Source organism: Nostoc sp. FACHB-110, assembly GCF_014697425.1.
In the GTDB taxonomy this organism is placed as follows: Bacteria; Cyanobacteriota; Cyanobacteriia; order Cyanobacteriales; family Nostocaceae; genus Nostoc_B.
Map to the genome: position 1 here is coordinate 181,697 of NZ_JACJRU010000002.1, position 18,505 is coordinate 200,201.

The 18,505-nt window shown below is 39.3% G+C and carries 18 protein-coding genes; 10 read left to right on the top strand and 8 right to left on the bottom strand.

From position 1 onward, the window contains the following. Positions 1-18 precede the first annotated feature (18 nt). Positions 19-1,248, bottom strand: coding sequence for an NAD(P)/FAD-dependent oxidoreductase (locus H6G69_RS03180; RefSeq protein ID WP_190681485.1), 1,230 nt, complete (start codon positions 1,246-1,248; stop codon positions 19-21). 417 nt (positions 1,249-1,665) lie between these two features. After that, the gene (gene rd, locus H6G69_RS03185) at positions 1,666-1,830 is read right to left on the bottom strand and encodes a rubredoxin (RefSeq protein ID WP_190681486.1); all 165 of its coding nucleotides are present in this window, start codon (positions 1,828-1,830) and stop codon (positions 1,666-1,668) included. Positions 1,831-2,289: 459 nt separating this feature from the next. Here rd and H6G69_RS03190 point away from each other — a divergent pair, with 459 nt between their 5' ends. After that, positions 2,290-3,534 (top strand): serine protease, encoded by a 1,245-nt coding sequence (locus tag H6G69_RS03190; protein WP_190681487.1) that lies wholly within the window; start codon positions 2,290-2,292, stop codon positions 3,532-3,534. 83 nt (positions 3,535-3,617) lie between these two features. Here the strand turns inward: H6G69_RS03190 and H6G69_RS03195 are convergent, their stop codons facing one another. Next, entirely contained in the window at positions 3,618-3,812 is a 195-nt protein-coding gene (locus H6G69_RS03195; protein ID WP_190681489.1) for a hypothetical protein, read from the bottom strand. Positions 3,813-4,072: 260 nt separating this feature from the next. Between H6G69_RS03195 and H6G69_RS03200 the strand changes: the two genes are divergently transcribed. After that, positions 4,073-4,630 carry an SRPBCC family protein gene (locus H6G69_RS03200; RefSeq protein ID WP_190681491.1) on the top strand — a complete coding sequence of 186 codons (558 nt, stop codon included), beginning with the start codon at positions 4,073-4,075 and terminating at the stop codon, positions 4,628-4,630. 68 nt (positions 4,631-4,698) lie between these two features. On the opposite strand, the gene crtO is transcribed toward H6G69_RS03200, so the two are convergent. Together crtO and H6G69_RS03210 are read right to left on the bottom strand one after the other, a co-directional pair. Continuing rightward, on the bottom strand, positions 4,699-6,393 hold the full coding sequence (gene crtO / locus H6G69_RS03205) for a beta-carotene ketolase CrtO (protein WP_190681493.1): 1,695 nt from the start codon (positions 6,391-6,393) through the stop codon (positions 4,699-4,701). An 86-nt stretch (positions 6,394-6,479) separates the two neighbouring features. Then, positions 6,480-7,238, bottom strand: a complete 759-nt coding sequence (locus H6G69_RS03210; RefSeq protein WP_190681496.1) for a DUF2993 domain-containing protein — start codon at positions 7,236-7,238, stop codon at positions 6,480-6,482. A 414-nt stretch (positions 7,239-7,652) separates the two neighbouring features. Between H6G69_RS03210 and H6G69_RS03215 the strand changes: the two genes are divergently transcribed. After that, positions 7,653-8,897, top strand: a complete 1,245-nt coding sequence (locus H6G69_RS03215) for an OFA family MFS transporter (protein ID WP_242071961.1) — start codon at positions 7,653-7,655, stop codon at positions 8,895-8,897. Between the two features lie 186 nt (positions 8,898-9,083). Here the strand turns inward: H6G69_RS03215 and H6G69_RS03220 are convergent, their stop codons facing one another. Then, on the bottom strand, positions 9,084-10,469 hold the full coding sequence (locus tag H6G69_RS03220; RefSeq protein WP_190681502.1) for a cytochrome P450: 1,386 nt from the start codon (positions 10,467-10,469) through the stop codon (positions 9,084-9,086). A 315-nt stretch (positions 10,470-10,784) separates the two neighbouring features. On the opposite strand from H6G69_RS03220, the gene H6G69_RS03225 reads away from it, so the two are divergent. The 7 genes from H6G69_RS03225 (at position 10,785) to H6G69_RS03255 (ending at position 17,922) form a co-directional block, all read left to right on the top strand. After that, entirely contained in the window at positions 10,785-12,998 is a 2,214-nt protein-coding gene (locus H6G69_RS03225) for a phosphoketolase (protein ID WP_190681505.1), read from the top strand. Between the two features lie 91 nt (positions 12,999-13,089). Next, a complete protein-coding gene (locus tag H6G69_RS03230; protein ID WP_190681508.1) occupies positions 13,090-14,718 on the top strand; it encodes a DUF4435 domain-containing protein in 1,629 nt (542 codons plus the stop codon). 281 nt (positions 14,719-14,999) lie between these two features. Continuing rightward, positions 15,000-15,218, top strand: coding sequence for a hypothetical protein (locus tag H6G69_RS03235; protein WP_190681510.1), 219 nt, complete (start codon positions 15,000-15,002; stop codon positions 15,216-15,218). Positions 15,219-15,331: 113 nt separating this feature from the next. Further along, complete coding sequence (locus tag H6G69_RS34315; RefSeq protein ID WP_313950120.1) at positions 15,332-15,475, top strand: type II toxin-antitoxin system RelE/ParE family toxin; 144 nt, start codon at positions 15,332-15,334, stop codon at positions 15,473-15,475. Positions 15,476-15,748: 273 nt separating this feature from the next. Beyond that, positions 15,749-16,342 (top strand): Uma2 family endonuclease, encoded by a 594-nt coding sequence (locus tag H6G69_RS03245; RefSeq protein ID WP_190681512.1) that lies wholly within the window; start codon positions 15,749-15,751, stop codon positions 16,340-16,342. 44 nt (positions 16,343-16,386) lie between these two features. Then, entirely contained in the window at positions 16,387-16,617 is a 231-nt protein-coding gene (locus H6G69_RS03250) for a hypothetical protein (protein WP_190681514.1), read from the top strand. A gap of 270 nt (positions 16,618-16,887) precedes the next feature. After that, positions 16,888-17,922, top strand: coding sequence for a Gfo/Idh/MocA family protein (locus H6G69_RS03255; protein ID WP_190681515.1), 1,035 nt, complete (start codon positions 16,888-16,890; stop codon positions 17,920-17,922). Between the two features lie 64 nt (positions 17,923-17,986). Here the strand turns inward: H6G69_RS03255 and H6G69_RS03260 are convergent, their stop codons facing one another. Beyond that, positions 17,987-18,175 carry a hypothetical protein gene (locus H6G69_RS03260; protein WP_190681518.1) on the bottom strand — a complete coding sequence of 63 codons (189 nt, stop codon included), beginning with the start codon at positions 18,173-18,175 and terminating at the stop codon, positions 17,987-17,989. 18 nt (positions 18,176-18,193) lie between these two features. Then, a complete protein-coding gene (locus H6G69_RS03265) occupies positions 18,194-18,499 on the bottom strand; it encodes a hypothetical protein (protein ID WP_190681521.1) in 306 nt (101 codons plus the stop codon). Positions 18,500-18,505: the final 6 nt, after the last annotated feature.

The window sequence follows — 18,505 nt, forward strand, 5'->3', positions numbered from 1 at the left end:
GGAATACTGAAATTTTTATTAATTTTTTGCTATTGCTGAACCTGCTAAATAAGCTGTTGTCCAAGCACTCTGGAAGTTAAATCCACCAGTAATTCCATCAATATCTAAAACTTCTCCGGCAAAGTAAAGACCGGGAATTAACTTACTTTCCATTGTCTTAAAGTTGACTTCTTGGAGACTCACACCACCACAGGTGACAAATTCTTCTTTGAACGCTCCTTTGCCACTAACTAAGTATTTTCCCTGAGAAATTTCTTGTACTAGTTGATTGAGGCTTTTGTTGGATATTTCGGCCCATCGAAGGTCAGTATTTATACTGATACGGTTAATCAGGTATTGCCAAAGGCGATGAGGTAAATCAACTCCACGATGTAAGGCGATCGCTTTTTTGCCCCACTCGTTTTTCACGGCTAAAATTCTTTCGCGTACCTGTTCTTGGGTCAAGTCAGGTAGCCAGTTAATCACTAAAGTAGCTTGATAGCGGTTGTCATGCAGTATCCTCGCACCCCAAGCCGAAAGCTTCAATACTGCCGGGCCACTCACACCCCAATGGGTAATTAACAAAGGCCCTGTTTGTTCTAAAACAGGTTTTTCGGGAATTGACAGCCGCAAGCGCACAGGATTAACGCTAACACCACTTAAGGCGCGCAAATTTGAATCGGCAATATTGAACGTGAACAATGAGGGAACTGGCGGTTCAATTTGATGACCAAATTCTTGAGCTATTTTATAGCCTATGGGATTACTGCCTGTGGCTAATAGCAGGCGATCGCACTTTAAAGTTTCACCTGATTTTAAATTAATCTCAAACTGAGTGCTGAGTTTTGTAACAGAGACAACGGGTGTCCCAATCCGCAGTTCTACACCATTGTCGGTGGCTGCATTCATCAAACATTCGACGATAGTTTCCGAACTGTCTGTTACAGGAAACATCCGGCCATCAGCTTCTTTTTTGAGTGGAACTCCCTGGTTAGCAAACCAAGATACGGTATCTTTGGCTTGAAAGCGGCTGAAAGCACCCCGCAAAGCCTTTCCACCTCTGGGGTAATTGGGTATTAAGCCTGCTGCTTCAAAACAAGCATGAGTTACATTACAGCGTCCACCACCAGAAATGCGGACTTTGGCGAGTGGTTGACGACTGGCTTCGATTAAAATAACCTGAGCGTGAGGGTTGGCATTAGCACAAGCGATCGCACCAAAAAATCCCGCAGCCCCACCTCCAATCACAATAATTTTTAACGGTTGCAATTTTCAAAAGTCTCTTTTGTCAATGGTCATTCGTATTATCTCGCTTCTTCAGGAGTGCTGAGTGCTGAGTGCTGAGTGCTGAGTAACCCCATAGATAAATCTAGGGGATTGAAGTAAGGACGCATTATTTCTTGTGCTACGCATCTCGAAATAAATCTTTTTTTGTTTTTCCATGCTTAAAAGCAGGGGCTTCAGACATGAGTGTAGTCAGTGCAATGATTACTTTTTTTACTCAGCACTCAGCACTATTTTGGTGAGGAAGGCAGATGGCAAGAGGTTTCATCTAGGTTTAGTAGCCCAAGCGGCAAGCCATCTCATTCGGATTTAAGATCCCCGCTAATTACCCTCATACTTGCTGCAATTAAAATTGCTGAGTGCGGAGTTGGATATTTTCGCTGCTTACTCCCCTCTCTAACGTTATACATCTGCTGGTTCAAATTGGTCTTTAGTCGCACCACATACAGGACACACCCAATCTTCGGGAATATCTTCAAATGCCGTTCCTGGGTCAATTCCTCCATCCGGATCGCCTACTTCTGGATCGTACTCGTAACCACAAATAGTGCAGAGATATGTTTCCATCGTGCTTCACCGTGTTAAATAATACTGAAGAAAGAGAAATTCAAATTTAGGAAGTTTTGATTTTTATTCTGCAAACTGACGAAATTTATTTTTAGCTATCTGCTGTGTGCGGCTATAAATTATATCAGAAAAAATTATAGTACAAGTTGGCGTAAATCAACAGACCATCAGAAATTGCTAAAAGGCTTGTGGTATCACGATTCTTTCTTTTTCCTTTTGCCTTGTTGTACTAGCTTGTGCCTGATTTTGTTCTCAACCAGAAATATTACTTGTTCTAAATACTTATCTTTACTTTAATTCAAAAATTTTTTGAACTTTTTTGAGTGGCTTTAATCTTTTTAACTCAGTACTTTCCACTAAACTTTATTTTATTTTTACATTAACTTTATCTTAGCTTCACATAAAAATTAACACAATAACGATATTAAATATATCTACTACAAGAGTGAATTCATTTTTATGCACAAGTTTTACGTTCTCGCTCTTAACATCCCTGTTTTAGCAGCCTCACTAGCAGTATTACCACTACCTGTTTTTGCCCAAAACCGTGATGTTGTCATTGTTAACAAATCACAAGCTAGGCTGAGTGACGAGCAGATAAAGAATTCTCGAGCTTTTAAAAATCCTTTACCAAGTCTATTTCTCCCTAATCTTGCGCCAGAAACAGGAGCAGCGCGGAGTTCACTAGTACCAGGGGCAGGGACAAAAGGAGCAATACCTGACAACCCTGAGGATGACACGGTTTCTAACGATCCGATAGCTAATTTTAGTGTACCTAGAGCTTTTGGTTCTTTTGGAGTACCTTACACTTCTAAACGAGTTTCCCATTTACCAACTTCAGCCGTAAGTTCCAGTTCTAATGCTTACCTCAGTGCTACTTATCCCTACAGCACAATGGGAAGGCTCTCATTTAATGCTGGGCATTGTTCTGCTACCTTAATTCGCAGAAGTGTAATTGTCACAGCTGCACACTGCGTCCAGGATTTTGGCTCTGGCTCTAATCTGTATACAAATTTCACCTTTACACCAGCTTATTATTATGGTTCTGCTCCCTACGGAAGTTGGTCTTGGAGAATATTAGTCAGGCCTTCTTCTTGGGCAAACGGAACCGATACTGGGAGTGGCGCAGCTAGAAATAATGATTTAGCTGTAATTCTGTTGAATAAAAATTCCCAAGGTCAGTTTATTGGAGACATCACCGGATATTTGGCTTACGGTTGGAATAATTATTCGTTTGTTAGCTCTAGTCGCACAGGCAATTTATCGGTTGCAGCTCTTACCACCACTGGTTATCCAGGGTTACTAGATTCTGGTTCAATTCTGCAAAGAACTGACGGCCCAAGCTATTTAACGACAGTTAGTGGTGCTAAACAGATTTATCAGGGTAGCAATTTAACAGGTGGAGCTAGCGGCGGTGCTTGGATAGCTAATTTTGGATATCAAAACCCCGTTTTTTCGGGCGGAGCAAATGCAGGCAATTCATCTTTAAGTAATGTAGTTGTGGGTGTTACCTCTTGGGGAACTGCCGATCCCAATAACCCTAAAGATAATTACTCATCTCAATTTGCCCAGAATACACAGTACCCAAATAGCAGTTATGGCACCTATGGAGCAGGCAATATTGGTTCTTTACTGAACACGTTATGTTCCTCTAAACCTTCTGGTAGCAGTCAGACTTATCAACAACTCGGATATTGTAATTAAGGCTACCTATTGGTGGTATTGATTAGCCATAAATGCCTTTAGAGGTTAAAAGCATAAATCCTCTAAAGGCACTTATGTTTTTGTCAAAAACGCCACCAAGTTCTTTGAGCGTAACTGAAAATAGCAATAGCGATCGCACCTAAGAAAAATAACCAAATAATTCCTCCTGGTAAAAAAGTCAAAATCCCAAAACCTCTAAGAACCCAAATAGCAATGCCAATACCAAGGAGAATTCCAAATAACTGTGTTAGTCGGCGATTTAAAGACGATTGGCTCATTTAATTTAGCTATAAAATTAAAATCTACGATACTTCTATATTAAAGTGAGTGCTATTTTTGCAGCTGCCTGAAGGAAATTTAATTAAATGTATTGAGAAATACAAATTTTTCAGTAATTTTACTTAAAATAACCAGAAATTGCCTAACTTCCGGAAAGTTGAAGTGAGGATGTGGAACTAAAATTTTAGAGAGTTGATCTAAAATTCTGGGGTTCAACTTGAGTGGGAAGTGTGGAAATCAGAGGAGTGAGTGAAGTAGTATGGCTGCGTCTTATGTTTCAGAACCAATTATTGCAGGTTTAGATATGGCTTGGAGCGATGACAAGCAAAGATTGCTGATGCAGGGCGAAATTATATTAGAAACGCGATCGCACACAGCCTGTGGTGGTGCGGTTACTGCATGGATGTATGTGCCAATGATGCGATCGCAGGTATGGCAACAACTCACAGATTATCCTCGTTGGGTGCAATATTTTCCTGACATCACCAGAAGCGAAGTTTTGCAAAGAGGCGAAGTTAAGCGTTTATACCAAGCAGCCCAAAAAGCCTTTTTATTTTTCACCGCCCAAGTGGAAATTTACCTCAACGTTGTCGAAGTTTTGGGACAACAAATCCACTTCCGGATGGAAAGAGGCACATTTAACGACTTTACCGCCTGCGTAGACCTAAAAGACTTTGGTAACGGTACATTGCTGGCTTATAACGTGCAAGCCACACCCAACATTCCGATCCCATCAATTTTTATTCAACAAGCCATGAATTTTGAACTACCTACGAATATGCGGAAAATGCGACAGGTATTGTGTAAAGCACAATAAATAAATTTAATTAACGCAAAGACGCTAAAAACTATTACGCGCCTTTGCGTCTTTGCGCGAAACTTTTGTTAAATAATCCCAAACACAGATTCGACAGTTGATTTAATCGAATCCCTAGCATCCTTCAAAGTTTGCGTAATCGGATGCTTAGACTGTAAAAATACCCGCGCGCAATTGCGCCCTGGCATACCAGAAATTGAACCACCTGGATGAGTTCCCGCACCAGTCAAGAATAAATTATCAATGGGGGTTTTGTAGTTGGCGATTTCTGGCAAGGGGCGGAAAAAGACCATCTGATCTAGACTCATATCAACATGGTAGTAATTGCCTTTATATGCGCCTAATCTTTCACCCAATTCAGCCGGACTTTCGACCCTGCGGGCGATAGTTGCTGTTTTAACGTTAGGTGCGTAAGTCGCTAACTTGTCCACTACTTTGTCAGCGACCTGATTTTTTAATTCATCAGTCCAACCAGTCCCTCTTAAACCTGTACCTTCTGCGCCGGCGATTTGATAGGGCGCGAAAAATTCAATCCAGACAGTATGTTTACCCGGTGGTGCTAATGTGGGGTCAAGGAAACTCGGCATAACTACGTACATTGACGGATCAGCATCAGGGATTTCTCCTAGGGTACACTTACTATGAGCCTGTTCTACATGAGAGACAGAATCTGCAATTAAGATGGAACCCGCGAGATACTCATCTTTGTGCGCATGGAAAGGAAAGCGCAGCGGTTCGTCTAAAGCTAAATCTATTTTGAGGATAGTCTCGTTGTTGTTGACAATGCGGCGTTCTAATCTTTCCCACAAATCAGGATCGGCTGCATCAACATCGCTTTTATCGGTCATTTGTAAAAACAACCGTTTGGCATCAATATTAGAAATTACACCGTATTTTGCTCGATATTCTTTATTCCCAGCAACACGCACACCAACAGCTTTACCATTATCAATTAATACTTTTTCAACGTGCTGGTCTGTAAGAATTACGCCGGCTTTACTAGTAACTAAATTCACCAAAGCTTTGACTAATGCACCTGTTCCACCACGCGGTCTCGCCATCCCTGGGTTATGACGCATTGCCATCATAATTGCACCAATAGCAATGGTTTTTTGTGATGGAGGCGCACCTAATTCTGCGGCTAATCTTGCTAGTGGTGCTTTTAAAAATTCGGAATCAAACCACTCATTGAGTAAATCTTCAGCACTGGTTAGCATGGTGCGAATAAAATCTAGTGTTTTATTTGGTGAACCAATCACTGAAAATAAATCTTTAAGTTTGGTGATGTCGTAGTTCCCAATAATATCTATGATTGATTTTGGTGGTGCATTAAACATCGGAATCATTGCGCCTAATGCGCGTTGCCAATATTCAGTAAATTCTGCATATTTTTTGGCATCACGTTCACTATAACGGGCAATTTCCGCACAGGTTTTTTCAAGTGATTTATGTGCTAAGAAATATTTTCCATCAGGATGGGGGCAGAAAACAACGGGATCGCATTCTAGATATTCTAAGCCATATTTTTTTAATTCTAATTCTTCAACTACTGGGCCTAGATGGATAAATTCGTGATCAATCGCACAAAGATTAAATTTAAATCCTGGTGCTTCTTTGGGTAAACATTCTTCGGTTGTGGCTGCACCCCCAGGAACAGAACGCTTTTCTAATAACAGGACACTGTAACCTGCTTTAAGTAAATATGCTGCACAAACTAGTCCGTTATGTCCAGCACCGATAATTACAACATCATACTCTTGCATAAGTTTAATTTTAGAATTGAGAGGCTTGATAATATTACAAAGTGTTAGGTCAAATGGCAATATTGGGAATTGCTAATTTTCATACTTTAATCCATTAATTCTGTAACAGACTCAGGTATTTGATTAACTTTTGCTTCAATGAAAAATATTACTTTTTTTTGTTGCAATTCCATGTTTTTTATGCTTATTTTCATGTCTTCTAATTGGAAATAAGGTAATCTGGATAGTTCTTGAAATCTCTGCATTAAAGCCACCATTAAGTCAAGAGAAATACCTCCTCCTTGAGTACAGGTAAATTTTTCAAAGATGATAGGGCTAGATTGAGTCCGGGGAAGAATTGTAGCATTAAATCCTAGTAGATGCTTCTGGTTATTTTCTTTTATCTGGTATGTTCCTTCTATTTCAATTTGACCAGTACTATGTAGACGTACTTGCATTTGTTGTAAAGTGAAATTTACAATTTTATCCTCTACAGTTATCTGAAATTTTTCTACTAAGTCATGAGAAAATTTAGATTTAAGTGCATTGTTAATATCAGCTTCTGTGAGGGTGATACGGGCTACTAAATCTACTGATTTATTCAGATGAATCTGTCCGAATATTGCTTTTAAAGGATTAATATCAATACTATCTGTTTGTAGCTTGATTTCTTGAAGACGGATATTTTGTTTAGTGACTAATCCTTGTCCAGTCAAGGTCAAGCCATCTACTTGACCTTGAACTATTTTTAAGATATCTGTTTCTACATAAATATCAATTTTTTCTGCTGTTTCTAGCTGATTAGCTATACTTTGTTCAGCGACTTGAGAGATAATTTGTTTGTCTAGGCTTTGTTGATCAGACATGAATACATATTTTTTTCATCTACTATTATTAGTCACTTTAGACTTTAATATCTCTTGGCGAATCTATAACATGGTATATATCTTGCAAGAGAAAAGTTAGGTAGTTGCAAGTATTACTTTTATTTGATACGAATGTGTAGCTTGGGCAAAATTTTAGCTGAAATACTTGATGGAGATCGCCACCAATAGACAATCGGGAAAATTCACTACCTACAAAATACTTCAGGACGGAAAAAGGTCAGGTATTTATCGCTTTTAAGTGGGAAAAAAACTAGTCATTTACCTTGCCCAATCCAGAAATTTTTATCTGTAAAAGGTAAATTAATCTAACTAAAGTCTGATTCTTGTGAGGTATTTTCTCACCAAAAAGTGAGATACTAATGAAAAAATAATTTCAGAAGGTAGATGCGAAATATGCAGCTTTTTGGTATGCCAGCCGAAAAAGGCAGATGGTTGCTGATTCCCTTAGGGGCAACTATTTTACTCTGCCTTGGTACTGTTTATTCCTGGAGTATTTTTAGAAAACCTTTAGAAAAATTATTGAGTATTAATGCAACAGAAAGTCTGTTGCCGTTTACGATTTTGCTCATCATGTTTGCTGTATTGATGCCCATCACTGGCTTTTACATTAACCGCTTCGGTGCGCGTTTGATAACCACAGTCGGTGGTGTGATTATGGGGTTGGGTTATATCTTGTCTGGTTTGAATAGCAACTTTCAAATACTGACTTTTACCTACGGGGTGATAGCTGGTATCGGTGTGGGTATAGTTTATGGTGTACCGTTAACAGTTGTGGCGAAATGGTTTCCTGATAAAAAAGGTATTGCTGTCGGTTTAACTGTCATTGGGTTTGGTCTTTCACCGTTAATTACCGCACCTTTGGCTAAATCACTGATTGATAGTTATGGAGTTCAGCAAACGTTTGTGATTCTAGGTATAGCTTTTACAGCAATTATTGTAGCGATCGCAACTGTATTAAAAACACCTCCCCAAGATTGGCAACCAACGGCGGGAAATTCTCATGGTTCTGGCCAAAGTAATATATCTGGGACAACCTCTGGCCAGATACTGCAAACACCAGCATTTTACGGTTTGTGGTTATGCTACACCATCGGCACATTTTCTGGACTGGCAGCAATTGGGATTTCTAGCCCTTTAGCCCAAGAAATTATTAAACTTGATGCAACCACAGCCGCAAGCACAGTTTCTTTATTTGCAATATTTAATGCTTTAGGAAGATTGTTTTTCGGTTGGTTTACTGACCGTTTTAGCCCTAAATTAGGAGCAATTGTTTCTTTTACATTAGTATTGATTGCTTCGCTGATGATGTTAAGGGCGGGACAGGGGAGTGTCGCTACTTATTTAGTGGCATTTTCTTTATTCTACTTTTCCTTTGGCGGCTGGTTAGCGATCGCCCCCACCACTACCTTAATTTTGTTTTCCACAGCCGACTATGCCAAAAATTATGGTATTGTTTTCACCGCTTACGGTGCAGGTGCTTTAGGCGGAACTTTGCTGGCTGGCAGAATTAGAGACATTTTCGGCAGCTATACAATTTTCTTTTACCCGACTACAGCCCTGGCAATTCTCGGTATTGTATTAGCTGTGTTCATGCTGAAACGTAGCTTCTCGGCTTCTACTGTCAGCCAGGTTAATTAAACGTAGTTAGGAATTAAGCACAAAGTTTGTCTGTGGAAGCTGGGTGTAAGGGTTTTTGATATAGCAAACGAAGCATCGTTTAAGACATCAACAGATGAAAAAACCTAGACTATATAGGGCTTTTAACTCTGTAACCTGTCACCTCTCACCTACACCCTTACACCCTTACACCCTGCTTTTTTACATTCATCCTACGGTGGTAGTTTCTAAACTCCGAGACTTGATTTGACGCTGACTTTTCACCACCATTTGAATAGGACGATTTGGCCCGGTAACTAAACCACGACGTTTGGGTTTAACTTCTGTGCGGTCAGCTAAATCCAAGTCTCGTATAGTTAACATTTTAGCGATCGCTAGTTTCATTTCCCATTGAGCAAAGGCTAAACCAATACAACGTCTTGCACCAGCCCCAAAGGGTATATATTCAAAAGGTGAAAACTGTTTTTCTAAAAAGCGTTCTGGTCTAAACTGTTTTGGTTGTGGGTAAATATCTTCCCGTTGGTGGGTTAAGTAAATTGAACCGATAACTGGTGTACCAGGTGGAAGTTCACAACCACTGACAGTAATAGGTGTTTTGACTCTTCTGGGGAAAGTTAGCATTCCCACTGGGTAAATTCGCAAAGTTTCCGAACAAACAGCACTCAGGTAAGGTAGCTTGTAAATTGTGTTTGGGTCGGGATTATCGCCTAAACTATCTAGTTCTGCGATCAGTTGTTCCTTAACTTGTGGTAACTTATGAATCCAGTACATAGCCCAAGCTATGGCTGTGGCTGTGGTTTCGTGACCTGCGACTAATAAAGTCATCAGTTCGTCGCGTAACTCGACATCAGTCATTGGTTGACCTTGGGTATCCCTAGCATCCATGAGTAAGCTGAGAATATCTGTACGTGATGAATCTGGATGTTCGCGCCGTGCTTGAATTTCCTCATAGATAAGTTTGTCGGCTTCCTGTTGGAGTTTTTGTTGTCTTCCCCAAATTTTAATCGGCCCAAAATCTTTTTGTAATGCCGGGAAGTATAGCAAAACTACACGCCACACAGAACTGCCATTTTCTAAAATTTCCTTTAACTTTTGTTGGAGTTGTTCGGCGCGCAGTCCCTCATCTAAACCAAATACAGCCTGCATAATTACACGCAGAGTAATTTCTTGGCTGACAGTGCGAATATTAAAAGGTTGCCCGACTGGATATTGGCTGATGACTTTGGTAGTAATATCATTAATAATCTGGCTGTAGGCGCGCATTCTTTCGCCATGCAAAGGCGGCATCATTAATTGTCGTTGGCGTTGATGTTCTTCACCAGACAAAGAAATTAAAGAACGCTTACCCAATAAGCCTTCAAACAAACTATTTAAATCTCCAGGTGCTTCTAATTCCTTGGTGTCATGAGCCAGAATTTGTTGTAAATCTTGGGGGTGACTGACAAATACGATAGGAGGAATCTTTTTTTGCAACTTGAGTGCAAAAACATCACCATAGCGTTTAGTACACTCCTCCATGTAGGGCATAGGCCGGAATACCCAGTTCAGTAATTGTAAAGCTGTGGGCGTGTTGGGCATTTTTGGTGACTGCATAAAAATGTAGGTGTAGTTGATTGATAACGTTATTTTTACTTAAATTAGGGGTAAATAGTTGAGTGTTGAGTCAACACACTAGTGCCTAGTACAGGTTGGCGTAAATAAACAGACCAGCAGAAGTTGCTAAAAGGCTTGTGTTATAACTATTTTTACTTTTGCCTTGTTACTTTTGCCTTTTTGTACTAGCTATTTAAACAACTTATCTTGAGCATCGTGAAACACTGATATTTCTTCACATCCTTAAAGATGTAAAATTTCTGTTAAATTCAACGGGCATCTACAGTTTCCCTTCATCCTTATAAGGTACTCAGCATGACAGCAATTACACCAAAGGCATCTGCCGCGCTTCCTAATTTTTGCGAAGGAATTCAATATTTTGGCGAAGCCTTACCAGATTTTGCCACTTATGGTGCTACACCTGCGATAGATTCAGATAAAGTAGCGATCGCATCTCCTACAGATACCACAGCCGTATATCAAACTTTACTTGCTGCTGATGCCTTGCGTTACCTAACCTTGCAAATCACTGGGAGTAAAGCATCAGGACACCCCGGCGGGTTTGCCAGCCAAGCGGAAGCGTATGCAGCATTAGTCATGCTGGGTTACAAAAATATTATTACCGAAGTGGGACACCACGCCCCTGGATTTTATAGTGCCATGTTTTTGGATCGCTCTTTAGAAGACATGGGCATTTTTACAGTACAACAATTGCGCGATCGCTTCCGCGAAAAACACGGACTTTTAGGACACCTCTCCGGTTACATTCCCGGTATTCTCGCACCCGCCGGGCCTTTGGGACAAGGGCAACACTTTGCAATGGCGGCTGCACTCCTCCACCGTGACAAACTTTTCCCCTTCACCCTCGGCGATGGTGGACTAGGTGAACCATACATTATGAGTTCAATGGCACACTTCAACACCGCCTATCCCAGCGTCACCAACTTCTTACCCGTGCTGGTGTGGAACGGTTACAGCCAAGAACATCACAGTATGGTTTCCCTCAAAACCAATGATGAAATGAAAGCCTACTGGCAAGGTAACGGTTTTGCCGAAGTTATTCTCGTTGATGCCAAAGAATTTGACGACCAAAATCAACCAGGCGACTACATAGATAGTACCGCCTTTTCCTTCCAGCAACGCCTCGCCTTTACCCAAGCCGTATTAGTCGCCGTTGATAAAGCCGCCCGTTCTGCCCTCAGTGGTAAACTCACCGTATTTATTATCAAACAACTCAAAGGCGCAGGCGTTCACGCCAGAGGTGCAAAATCTCACAACTTATATCCCAAAGACACCTTAGATGCACCCCACATTGTCAGTGCATTGCAAGCACGCGCCTTATCACAAGAAGCTTGGCAAATCGTGAGAACCAATGCAGAACGCGCTGGTGGTGGCCCGGCTGCAAAAACTGTAGTCACAGAATTTGAATTACCATTACCAGAATTAGGCGAATTACCATTAGAAGAATATGCAGTTGGCGGTGAACCCAAAGTTTCCACAACCGCAATGGGCAGATTAGTTGGTTTTGTTGGACAAAAAGATAAAAATTTCCTCGTTACCAACGCCGACGGTAACGAAGCATCAGGAATTGGTAACATCAACCAAGCCTTAAAAATTATTCACCCCACCACCGACGACTTATATAATCAAGCACCAAACGGTCAAGTTTATGAACCATTAAGTGAAGATGCTTGTGCAGGTTTAGCTGTTGGTTTATCACTCATGGGTGCGAGAACTTTGTGGTGTTCTTACGAATCTTTTGCCATCAATGGTTTACCAGTTTGGCAAACAGTCATTCAAGCAATGGCAGAATTACGCCGTCAAACACCCTCAACAATTACATTATTTACAGCAGGTGCATTAGAACAAGGACGTAACGGTTGGACACACCAACGTCCCGAAATTGAAGCTTACTTTGCATCAATGATGCGAAATGGAAATGTCTTCCCCTTATTCCCGCCTGATGCTAATAGTATCCAAGCTTGTTATGACTGGGCATTGACAACAAAAAATAAAGGAATTGTCATTACTGCCAGTAAGTCACCCTTGCCAATTCATACAACTTTAAAACAAACCCAGCAAGGCTTAGAAGATGGTGCAATAGTATTACATGAAATTGCTGGCGGCAAGCAAGTTGTATTTGCAGTTATTGGCGATATGACATTAATTCCTGTCTTTGAAGCCGCAGCATTTTTAGAAACAGAAGGTATAGGGGTGAAGATAGTTTCTGTTATTAATCCCCGTCGTTTATATCGTCCTAGTGATGTCGCTTGGGATACTTGTTCTGAAGCCGATGATGGTTTTATTGATGATGCAAAATTTGCTGATTTATTTGGTGGTGATGCGTTAATTGGTATAACTGGTGGTGCTGCGGCAATGCTAGAACCAATTATGTTAAGAAGCAACAGCAAGCGCGATACTTTTGCATGGAAACGTGGAGAAACTACAGCCAGTGCTGGTGAGTTGATGGCGTTTAATGGTTTGACGGCTGAGGCATTGACGAAAAGAGCTATTGAGTTAGTGCGTTAAGATAATGTAATACCCCATCTAGGTTTATATTTAGGTGGGGCTTAAAATAAAATACTAAATAGTTATTACATCATTTTAAACTCTTAAAATTATGGAAAGAACATTTACATTAGAGTTACCTACAAAAACAGGTGTAAATGAAAAGTTATCAACTAACAGTAGTTTGTTATTTATCGGTGCTAATGGCTCAGGAAAAACTCGATTAGGTGTTTGGATTGATATAGAATCTCCACAAAATAAAAATGTACATCGTATTTCAGCGCAAAAGTCGTTGTCAATGCCAGATACAACAACACCTATATCTATCAACTTGGCAGAGAAAATGTTGCTGTGTGGATATGCAGATTTGAGTGATGATGAAGTTAATCACAATTACAAATATTACAAACAGAGTCAGCGATGGCAGCAGAAACCAGCTATTTCTTTACTGAACGATTTTGACAAATTAATGACTTATCTGTTTTCAGTTGAAACTGAGGAGAATACAAAATACCGTAACGCAGCAAAAGCAAGTGAAGAACGTATAGAACCTCCCACGACTAAACTCGATAAAGTAAAAGAAGTTTGGGAGAAAATTCTGCCCCATCGAGAATTAATTATTGGTGGGTTGGAAATAAAAACAAGAGTCAGAGAATCTCACGATTACATTTATAACTCATCTGAAATGAGTGACGGAGAAAGGGTTATATTCTACCTAATTGGACAATGCCTAGCAGCACCTGAAAATGGGATAATTGTTATTGACGAGCCAGAGCTTCATTTACACAAATCTATTCAAGCTCCTTTGTGGGCTGAAATTGAAAAGTTACGCCCAGACTGTCTTTTTGTATATCTTACTCATGATGTAGATTTTGCCACAGCACAAGAAAGTGCGGAAAAAATATGGCTGAAGTCCTATGAAGGTAATAATTGGGATTGGCAACGGATTGAAAAGGTAGATGGTTTACCAGAAGAGTTGGTTATCCAAATTCTTGGTAGCAGAAAGAATGTCGTTTTTGTTGAAGGAGCAAATGGCAGTTTCGATATAAGCCTTTACAGATCATTGCTTAGTAATTTCTTGGTAATTCCAGGGGGTAGTTGTACACAAGTTATCCAATCTGTTAAAGCTCTTAAAGCTAGTCATCAACTCCATCATTTGAATATCTATGGAATTATTGATAGAGATCGAAGAGTTGAAGATGAAATTACAGAACTTTTGAACGATGGAATTTACGTTCTAGAAGTTGCTGAAGTAGAAAACCTGTTTTTGACTCCTGAAGTTTTAGAACTTGTTAGCAAAAAACTTGCAAGAAATCCAGAAGATGATTTTAAAAAAGTCTCTAATTTTATTTTTCAAGAACTTAAATCGGAATTAGAAACGCAAATATCACTAAGAACTGCAAGAGAAATCAAATTCAAACTAAATCTATTTGATGATAAATCAAAGGGTGAGATAAAACTTCAAGAAGCTTTGAACAAACTTGTTGAAAATATTGATGTATCACTCATTTATAATTCTAGTAAGAAGCTTTTTGAAGATATGATTAGCCTGAAAAATTATAACGATTTACTAAAATATTACAATCGTAAATCTTTGGCTAAACGAATAAGTGTGTGCTTTGGTTTAAAAGATGGTGAACTTGCTGAATTTGTTGTTCGGCTGGCTAAAGGTAGTGACCAAAATGAAATTAAAACTCAGATAAAAAGATACTTTGGTGAGTTTTCTAGTTACATGGACTAACAAATTTATAATACAAAAACTCTGTATCTGTTCATATCACCACACCCAAGTATCACCAGCATCAAGGTTTCTTGTCTTAAAAATGGCAGAAAATGGCAAAAGATGTTCTCCGAGTCATTCATGGTACAAGAGACATTGAATCTATATTTGAGGAAATTTAGAACTATAATTGCTAGTGATATTAAGGCGATCGCTTTTAAATGCGCCTGACAAACTAACGTAAGCATAACTTCAATATACAGACTAAAATCGATAAAGAAGCATTCCATGAAGTCACTACTATGCAAGTTAACGAACTCACTATCGAGCAACTTAAAGCCCTGATTCGAGAAACTGTCATAGAAACCATAGAAGAACTACTAGCAGATCCAGATACAAATCAAACCGTCAACGAGAATTTTAAACAAGAACTATTAGCAATTCAAAAGCGCAGAGAAACAGGTGCAAGAGGTATCACCACAGAAGAAGTTATGCGAAGACTAGGTTTAAAAGACGGATGAATTACTTAGTTGAATATGCACCAGAAGTCCTAGCAGACTTAGAAAAGTTGACAAAAGCTGTCTGTGCAAGAATTGTTAACAAAATTAATTAACTGGCTGAGAACTTTGACGAAATTACACCCCAACCTCTTACTGCTGACTTATCCAGTTTCTTTAAACTGAGAGTAGGAGATTATCGAGTTATTTATGAGTTTAACTCTGAGAGAAGAATCATTTTTATTTATCGGGTTGGACATCGAAAGGATATTTACAACTGAATTGCATACTTTCACTTACGCTAGGTAACTCAATCAAAGTATTTAAAACTGTTTGATTTTTACTGCATTACTCAACCAGGAATCAATATCTATCTATCAATTCATTCATGGCGTAAAAAGCATTAAATCAATATTTGCTGAAGGTTTATAATTCCTACTTTTAAGACTTTAAATAGTTAGCATATTCATCAGTTTAACTTACCCCATCAGGCTTATTAGTTTCAAAGCAATTCCCCATTATAATTAAAATAAAGTCATAAACATAATTTAACTATGACTATCCAAATCTTAGATAAAAATACTGCAACTTTAGAACAGCGATTTCTCCTACCTGGTTATTACACCTGGGAAGAATTGGAGAAAATAGAAACCTTAACCGCAGATGCAGCAGGTTTGCGGATAACTTATCTTGATGGGTGCATTGAATTTATGACGCTTGGTGAACAGCACGAAATGATTAAAACCATTCTTGGTTTTTTACTAGAATTATACTCTTGTGAAATAGGTATAAATCTTATCCCAGTAGGTAGTGCTACGCGTCGCTCCAAAGAAAAAAGTGCCTCCTTTGAACCTGATGAATCTTATTACATAGGAGAAAAAAAAGAAAATCCAGATTTAGCAATTGAAGTTAATATCACCAGTGGCAGTATTGACAAACTAGAAAAATACAAACGATTTAATATTACTGAAGTGTGGTTTTGGGAAGATAATAAATTATTTTTATATCGTCTAAAAAATGATAATTATGAGCCAATTCAACAAAGCGAATTCTTCCCAGATTTAGATATAGAGTTATTAGCAATTTGTGTGTTAATGCCATCAATTATTGATGCTAGAAGACAATTCATACAAGGAATTAAAAAATAGTCTCATAAAAATGATTTACTAAAATAATACTAAATTCACTACTGATGAACTCAGAAACAAGCAAAGCTGACAAGTTGTCAGCGGTATCAACAGTAAATTTACAATCAAAAGAAGATGCAGAACTTGAGCGCAAGTTGCGGGAACTTCAGTTTAGACAGGAACTAAGAAAAGATTGGATTTTATTTATTGTCAGAGATGTAGTTATATTTCCAGCAGCTATACTCTTCATTTTTGTTATCACTGGTTATACACTATTTACCTTAATTCATCGATAAATTATCTATTTATATACAACTGAAAATCTCAATAGTAAATTTACAATTTATAGAGTTTTACTCTATAAATTAGACCTCTGGCAAAAGACAGCATTGTTGATTAAAGGTATGAAATTTGTTTCGCACATAGACGCGTTCAACAAATTCGTTGTCGGATAGTCAGCATATCCATTAGTTTGAGCTACTCTATCCGACTTATACGATCGCCTATTGACGATTGCTTATTTACCGATGACCATTAACTATTAATTATTTAGCTATTGAATAATCATGAAAATCGCTGTTATTGGTGTTGGTCGATGGGGAGTACACTTACTACGGAATTTTTTAGCCCATCCTTTAGTCAGTGTAGCAGCAGTAGTAGACCCTCATTGGGAAAGATTAGCAGCAGCCAAACAGCAATTTCATCTAGAAGATCACATATTCTTAACAACCGAGTGGTCAGATTTACAGCAAATAACAGATTTAACAGCAGTAGCGATCGCTACACCAGCTACTACCCACTATAGTTTGATCAAAGATGCTCTTAAGCAGGGATATCATGTTTTAGCCGAAAAGCCTTTAACCCTTGACCCCAATGAATGTCAAGAACTTTGTCAATTGGCCCAGTTACAGCAGTTAATTTTAATGGTTGACCATACCTATTTATTTCATCCAGCCGTTGAAGCCGGGCAAGCAGCAATTCAAGCTGGGAAGTTAGGTGAATTACGCTATGGTTATGCCTCCCGCACACATTTAGGGCCTGTGCGGCAAGATGTTGATGTACTTTGGGACTTAGCAATTCATGACATTGCTATCTTTAATCATTGGTTGGGCGAAGTACCTGTAAAAGTCCAAGCCACAGGAACAGTTTGGTTGCAAGGTGAAGCAAGTAGCCAAAAGCTTGATTCACTATCAGGTTTAGCAGATTTAGTTTGGGTTACATTAACATACCCAAATAACTTTCAAGCCTATATTCATTTGTGCTGGCTGAATGCTGATAAACAAAGGCGATTAGCAGTGGTAGGTAGTCTTGGCAGCTTGATTTTTGATGAAATGTTAACCGCATCTCCCTTGACCTTACTACATGGAGAGTTTGAACGTCAGGGAACTAATTTTGTCCCAATCAATCAAAGCCGACAAGTGTTGGATTTACAACCAGGCGAACCACTACAACGAGTTTGCGATCGCTTCGTCCACTGTATAATCCAAAATCAACCTTCTGTCGTCTCATCTGGTTGGGTTGGCACAGAATTAGTCAAAATTCTAGCTGCTTTGACTCAATCTCTTCACCAAGGCGGACAGCCTGTAAATGTCAACACTTAACAGCATTACTTCTCAGGGAATTGGTGAAGGCTGTAGAGACTCAGCTAGAGTGAATCCCCACAGGTTATTTAGGTGGTTGGGGTTGTTGTGGGGTAGCTGGCATCCTGGCTAACACCACAGTCAGCGCAGAAGAAACAGCCGCGATAGTTTGCGCCCAAGTTGAACCAATGACACCAGCACCACCTAACGTGGTAGAAGCAACTGCAACAGAACCGAAAATGGCGGTTAGCCTATCTAAAGTTTTTTGATTCATTTTGAAATTTCCAAAGAGTCACTTGTCAGTGGTGTGAGAGCGAATAAAGTAGGCTTTGATTTCCGTCATCTCACGATGAAGAATATTAAATCGGTCTTCAATTTCATCAAAGCCAGTAGCGATAGCTGCTGAGATTTGAAGTTGATTGTTTTTTAAATGTTCAAAGTCTCTTTGCGCTGCATATTCTTTTTTGGCTGCTTCCGCCGCTTTTTGAGTTGAGTTTTGTTTATCAGTTTGGATTTGATTAACCCACCAAACAACCCAACCGGAAGCAGCGCAGACAGAGCCTAGTATAAAACTTGCTACATTAGCATCAAATTTCATGAGATG

Excerpts from the sequence above, each read along its gene's own strand:
- rd (WP_190681486.1), bottom strand. The coding sequence starts at position 1,830 with ATGGAAACATATCTCTGCACTATTTGTGGTTACGAGTACGATCCAGAA.
- H6G69_RS03190 (WP_190681487.1), top strand. The coding sequence starts at position 2,290 with ATGCACAAGTTTTACGTTCTCGCTCTTAACATCCCTGTTTTAGCAGCC.
- H6G69_RS03195 (WP_190681489.1), bottom strand. The coding sequence starts at position 3,812 with ATGAGCCAATCGTCTTTAAATCGCCGACTAACACAGTTATTTGGAATT.
- H6G69_RS03200 (WP_190681491.1), top strand. The coding sequence starts at position 4,073 with ATGGCTGCGTCTTATGTTTCAGAACCAATTATTGCAGGTTTAGATATG.
- crtO (WP_190681493.1), bottom strand. The coding sequence starts at position 6,393 with ATGCAAGAGTATGATGTTGTAATTATCGGTGCTGGACATAACGGACTA.
- H6G69_RS03210 (WP_190681496.1), bottom strand. The coding sequence starts at position 7,238 with ATGTCTGATCAACAAAGCCTAGACAAACAAATTATCTCTCAAGTCGCT.
- H6G69_RS03215 (WP_242071961.1), top strand. The coding sequence starts at position 7,653 with ATGCAGCTTTTTGGTATGCCAGCCGAAAAAGGCAGATGGTTGCTGATT.
- H6G69_RS03220 (WP_190681502.1), bottom strand. The coding sequence starts at position 10,469 with ATGCAGTCACCAAAAATGCCCAACACGCCCACAGCTTTACAATTACTG.
- H6G69_RS03225 (WP_190681505.1), top strand. The coding sequence starts at position 10,785 with ATGACAGCAATTACACCAAAGGCATCTGCCGCGCTTCCTAATTTTTGC.
- H6G69_RS03230 (WP_190681508.1), top strand. The coding sequence starts at position 13,090 with ATGGAAAGAACATTTACATTAGAGTTACCTACAAAAACAGGTGTAAAT.
- H6G69_RS03235 (WP_190681510.1), top strand. The coding sequence starts at position 15,000 with ATGCAAGTTAACGAACTCACTATCGAGCAACTTAAAGCCCTGATTCGA.
- H6G69_RS03245 (WP_190681512.1), top strand. The coding sequence starts at position 15,749 with ATGACTATCCAAATCTTAGATAAAAATACTGCAACTTTAGAACAGCGA.
- H6G69_RS03250 (WP_190681514.1), top strand. The coding sequence starts at position 16,387 with ATGAACTCAGAAACAAGCAAAGCTGACAAGTTGTCAGCGGTATCAACA.
- H6G69_RS03255 (WP_190681515.1), top strand. The coding sequence starts at position 16,888 with ATGAAAATCGCTGTTATTGGTGTTGGTCGATGGGGAGTACACTTACTA.
- H6G69_RS03260 (WP_190681518.1), bottom strand. The coding sequence starts at position 18,175 with ATGAATCAAAAAACTTTAGATAGGCTAACCGCCATTTTCGGTTCTGTT.
- H6G69_RS03265 (WP_190681521.1), bottom strand. The coding sequence starts at position 18,499 with ATGAAATTTGATGCTAATGTAGCAAGTTTTATACTAGGCTCTGTCTGC.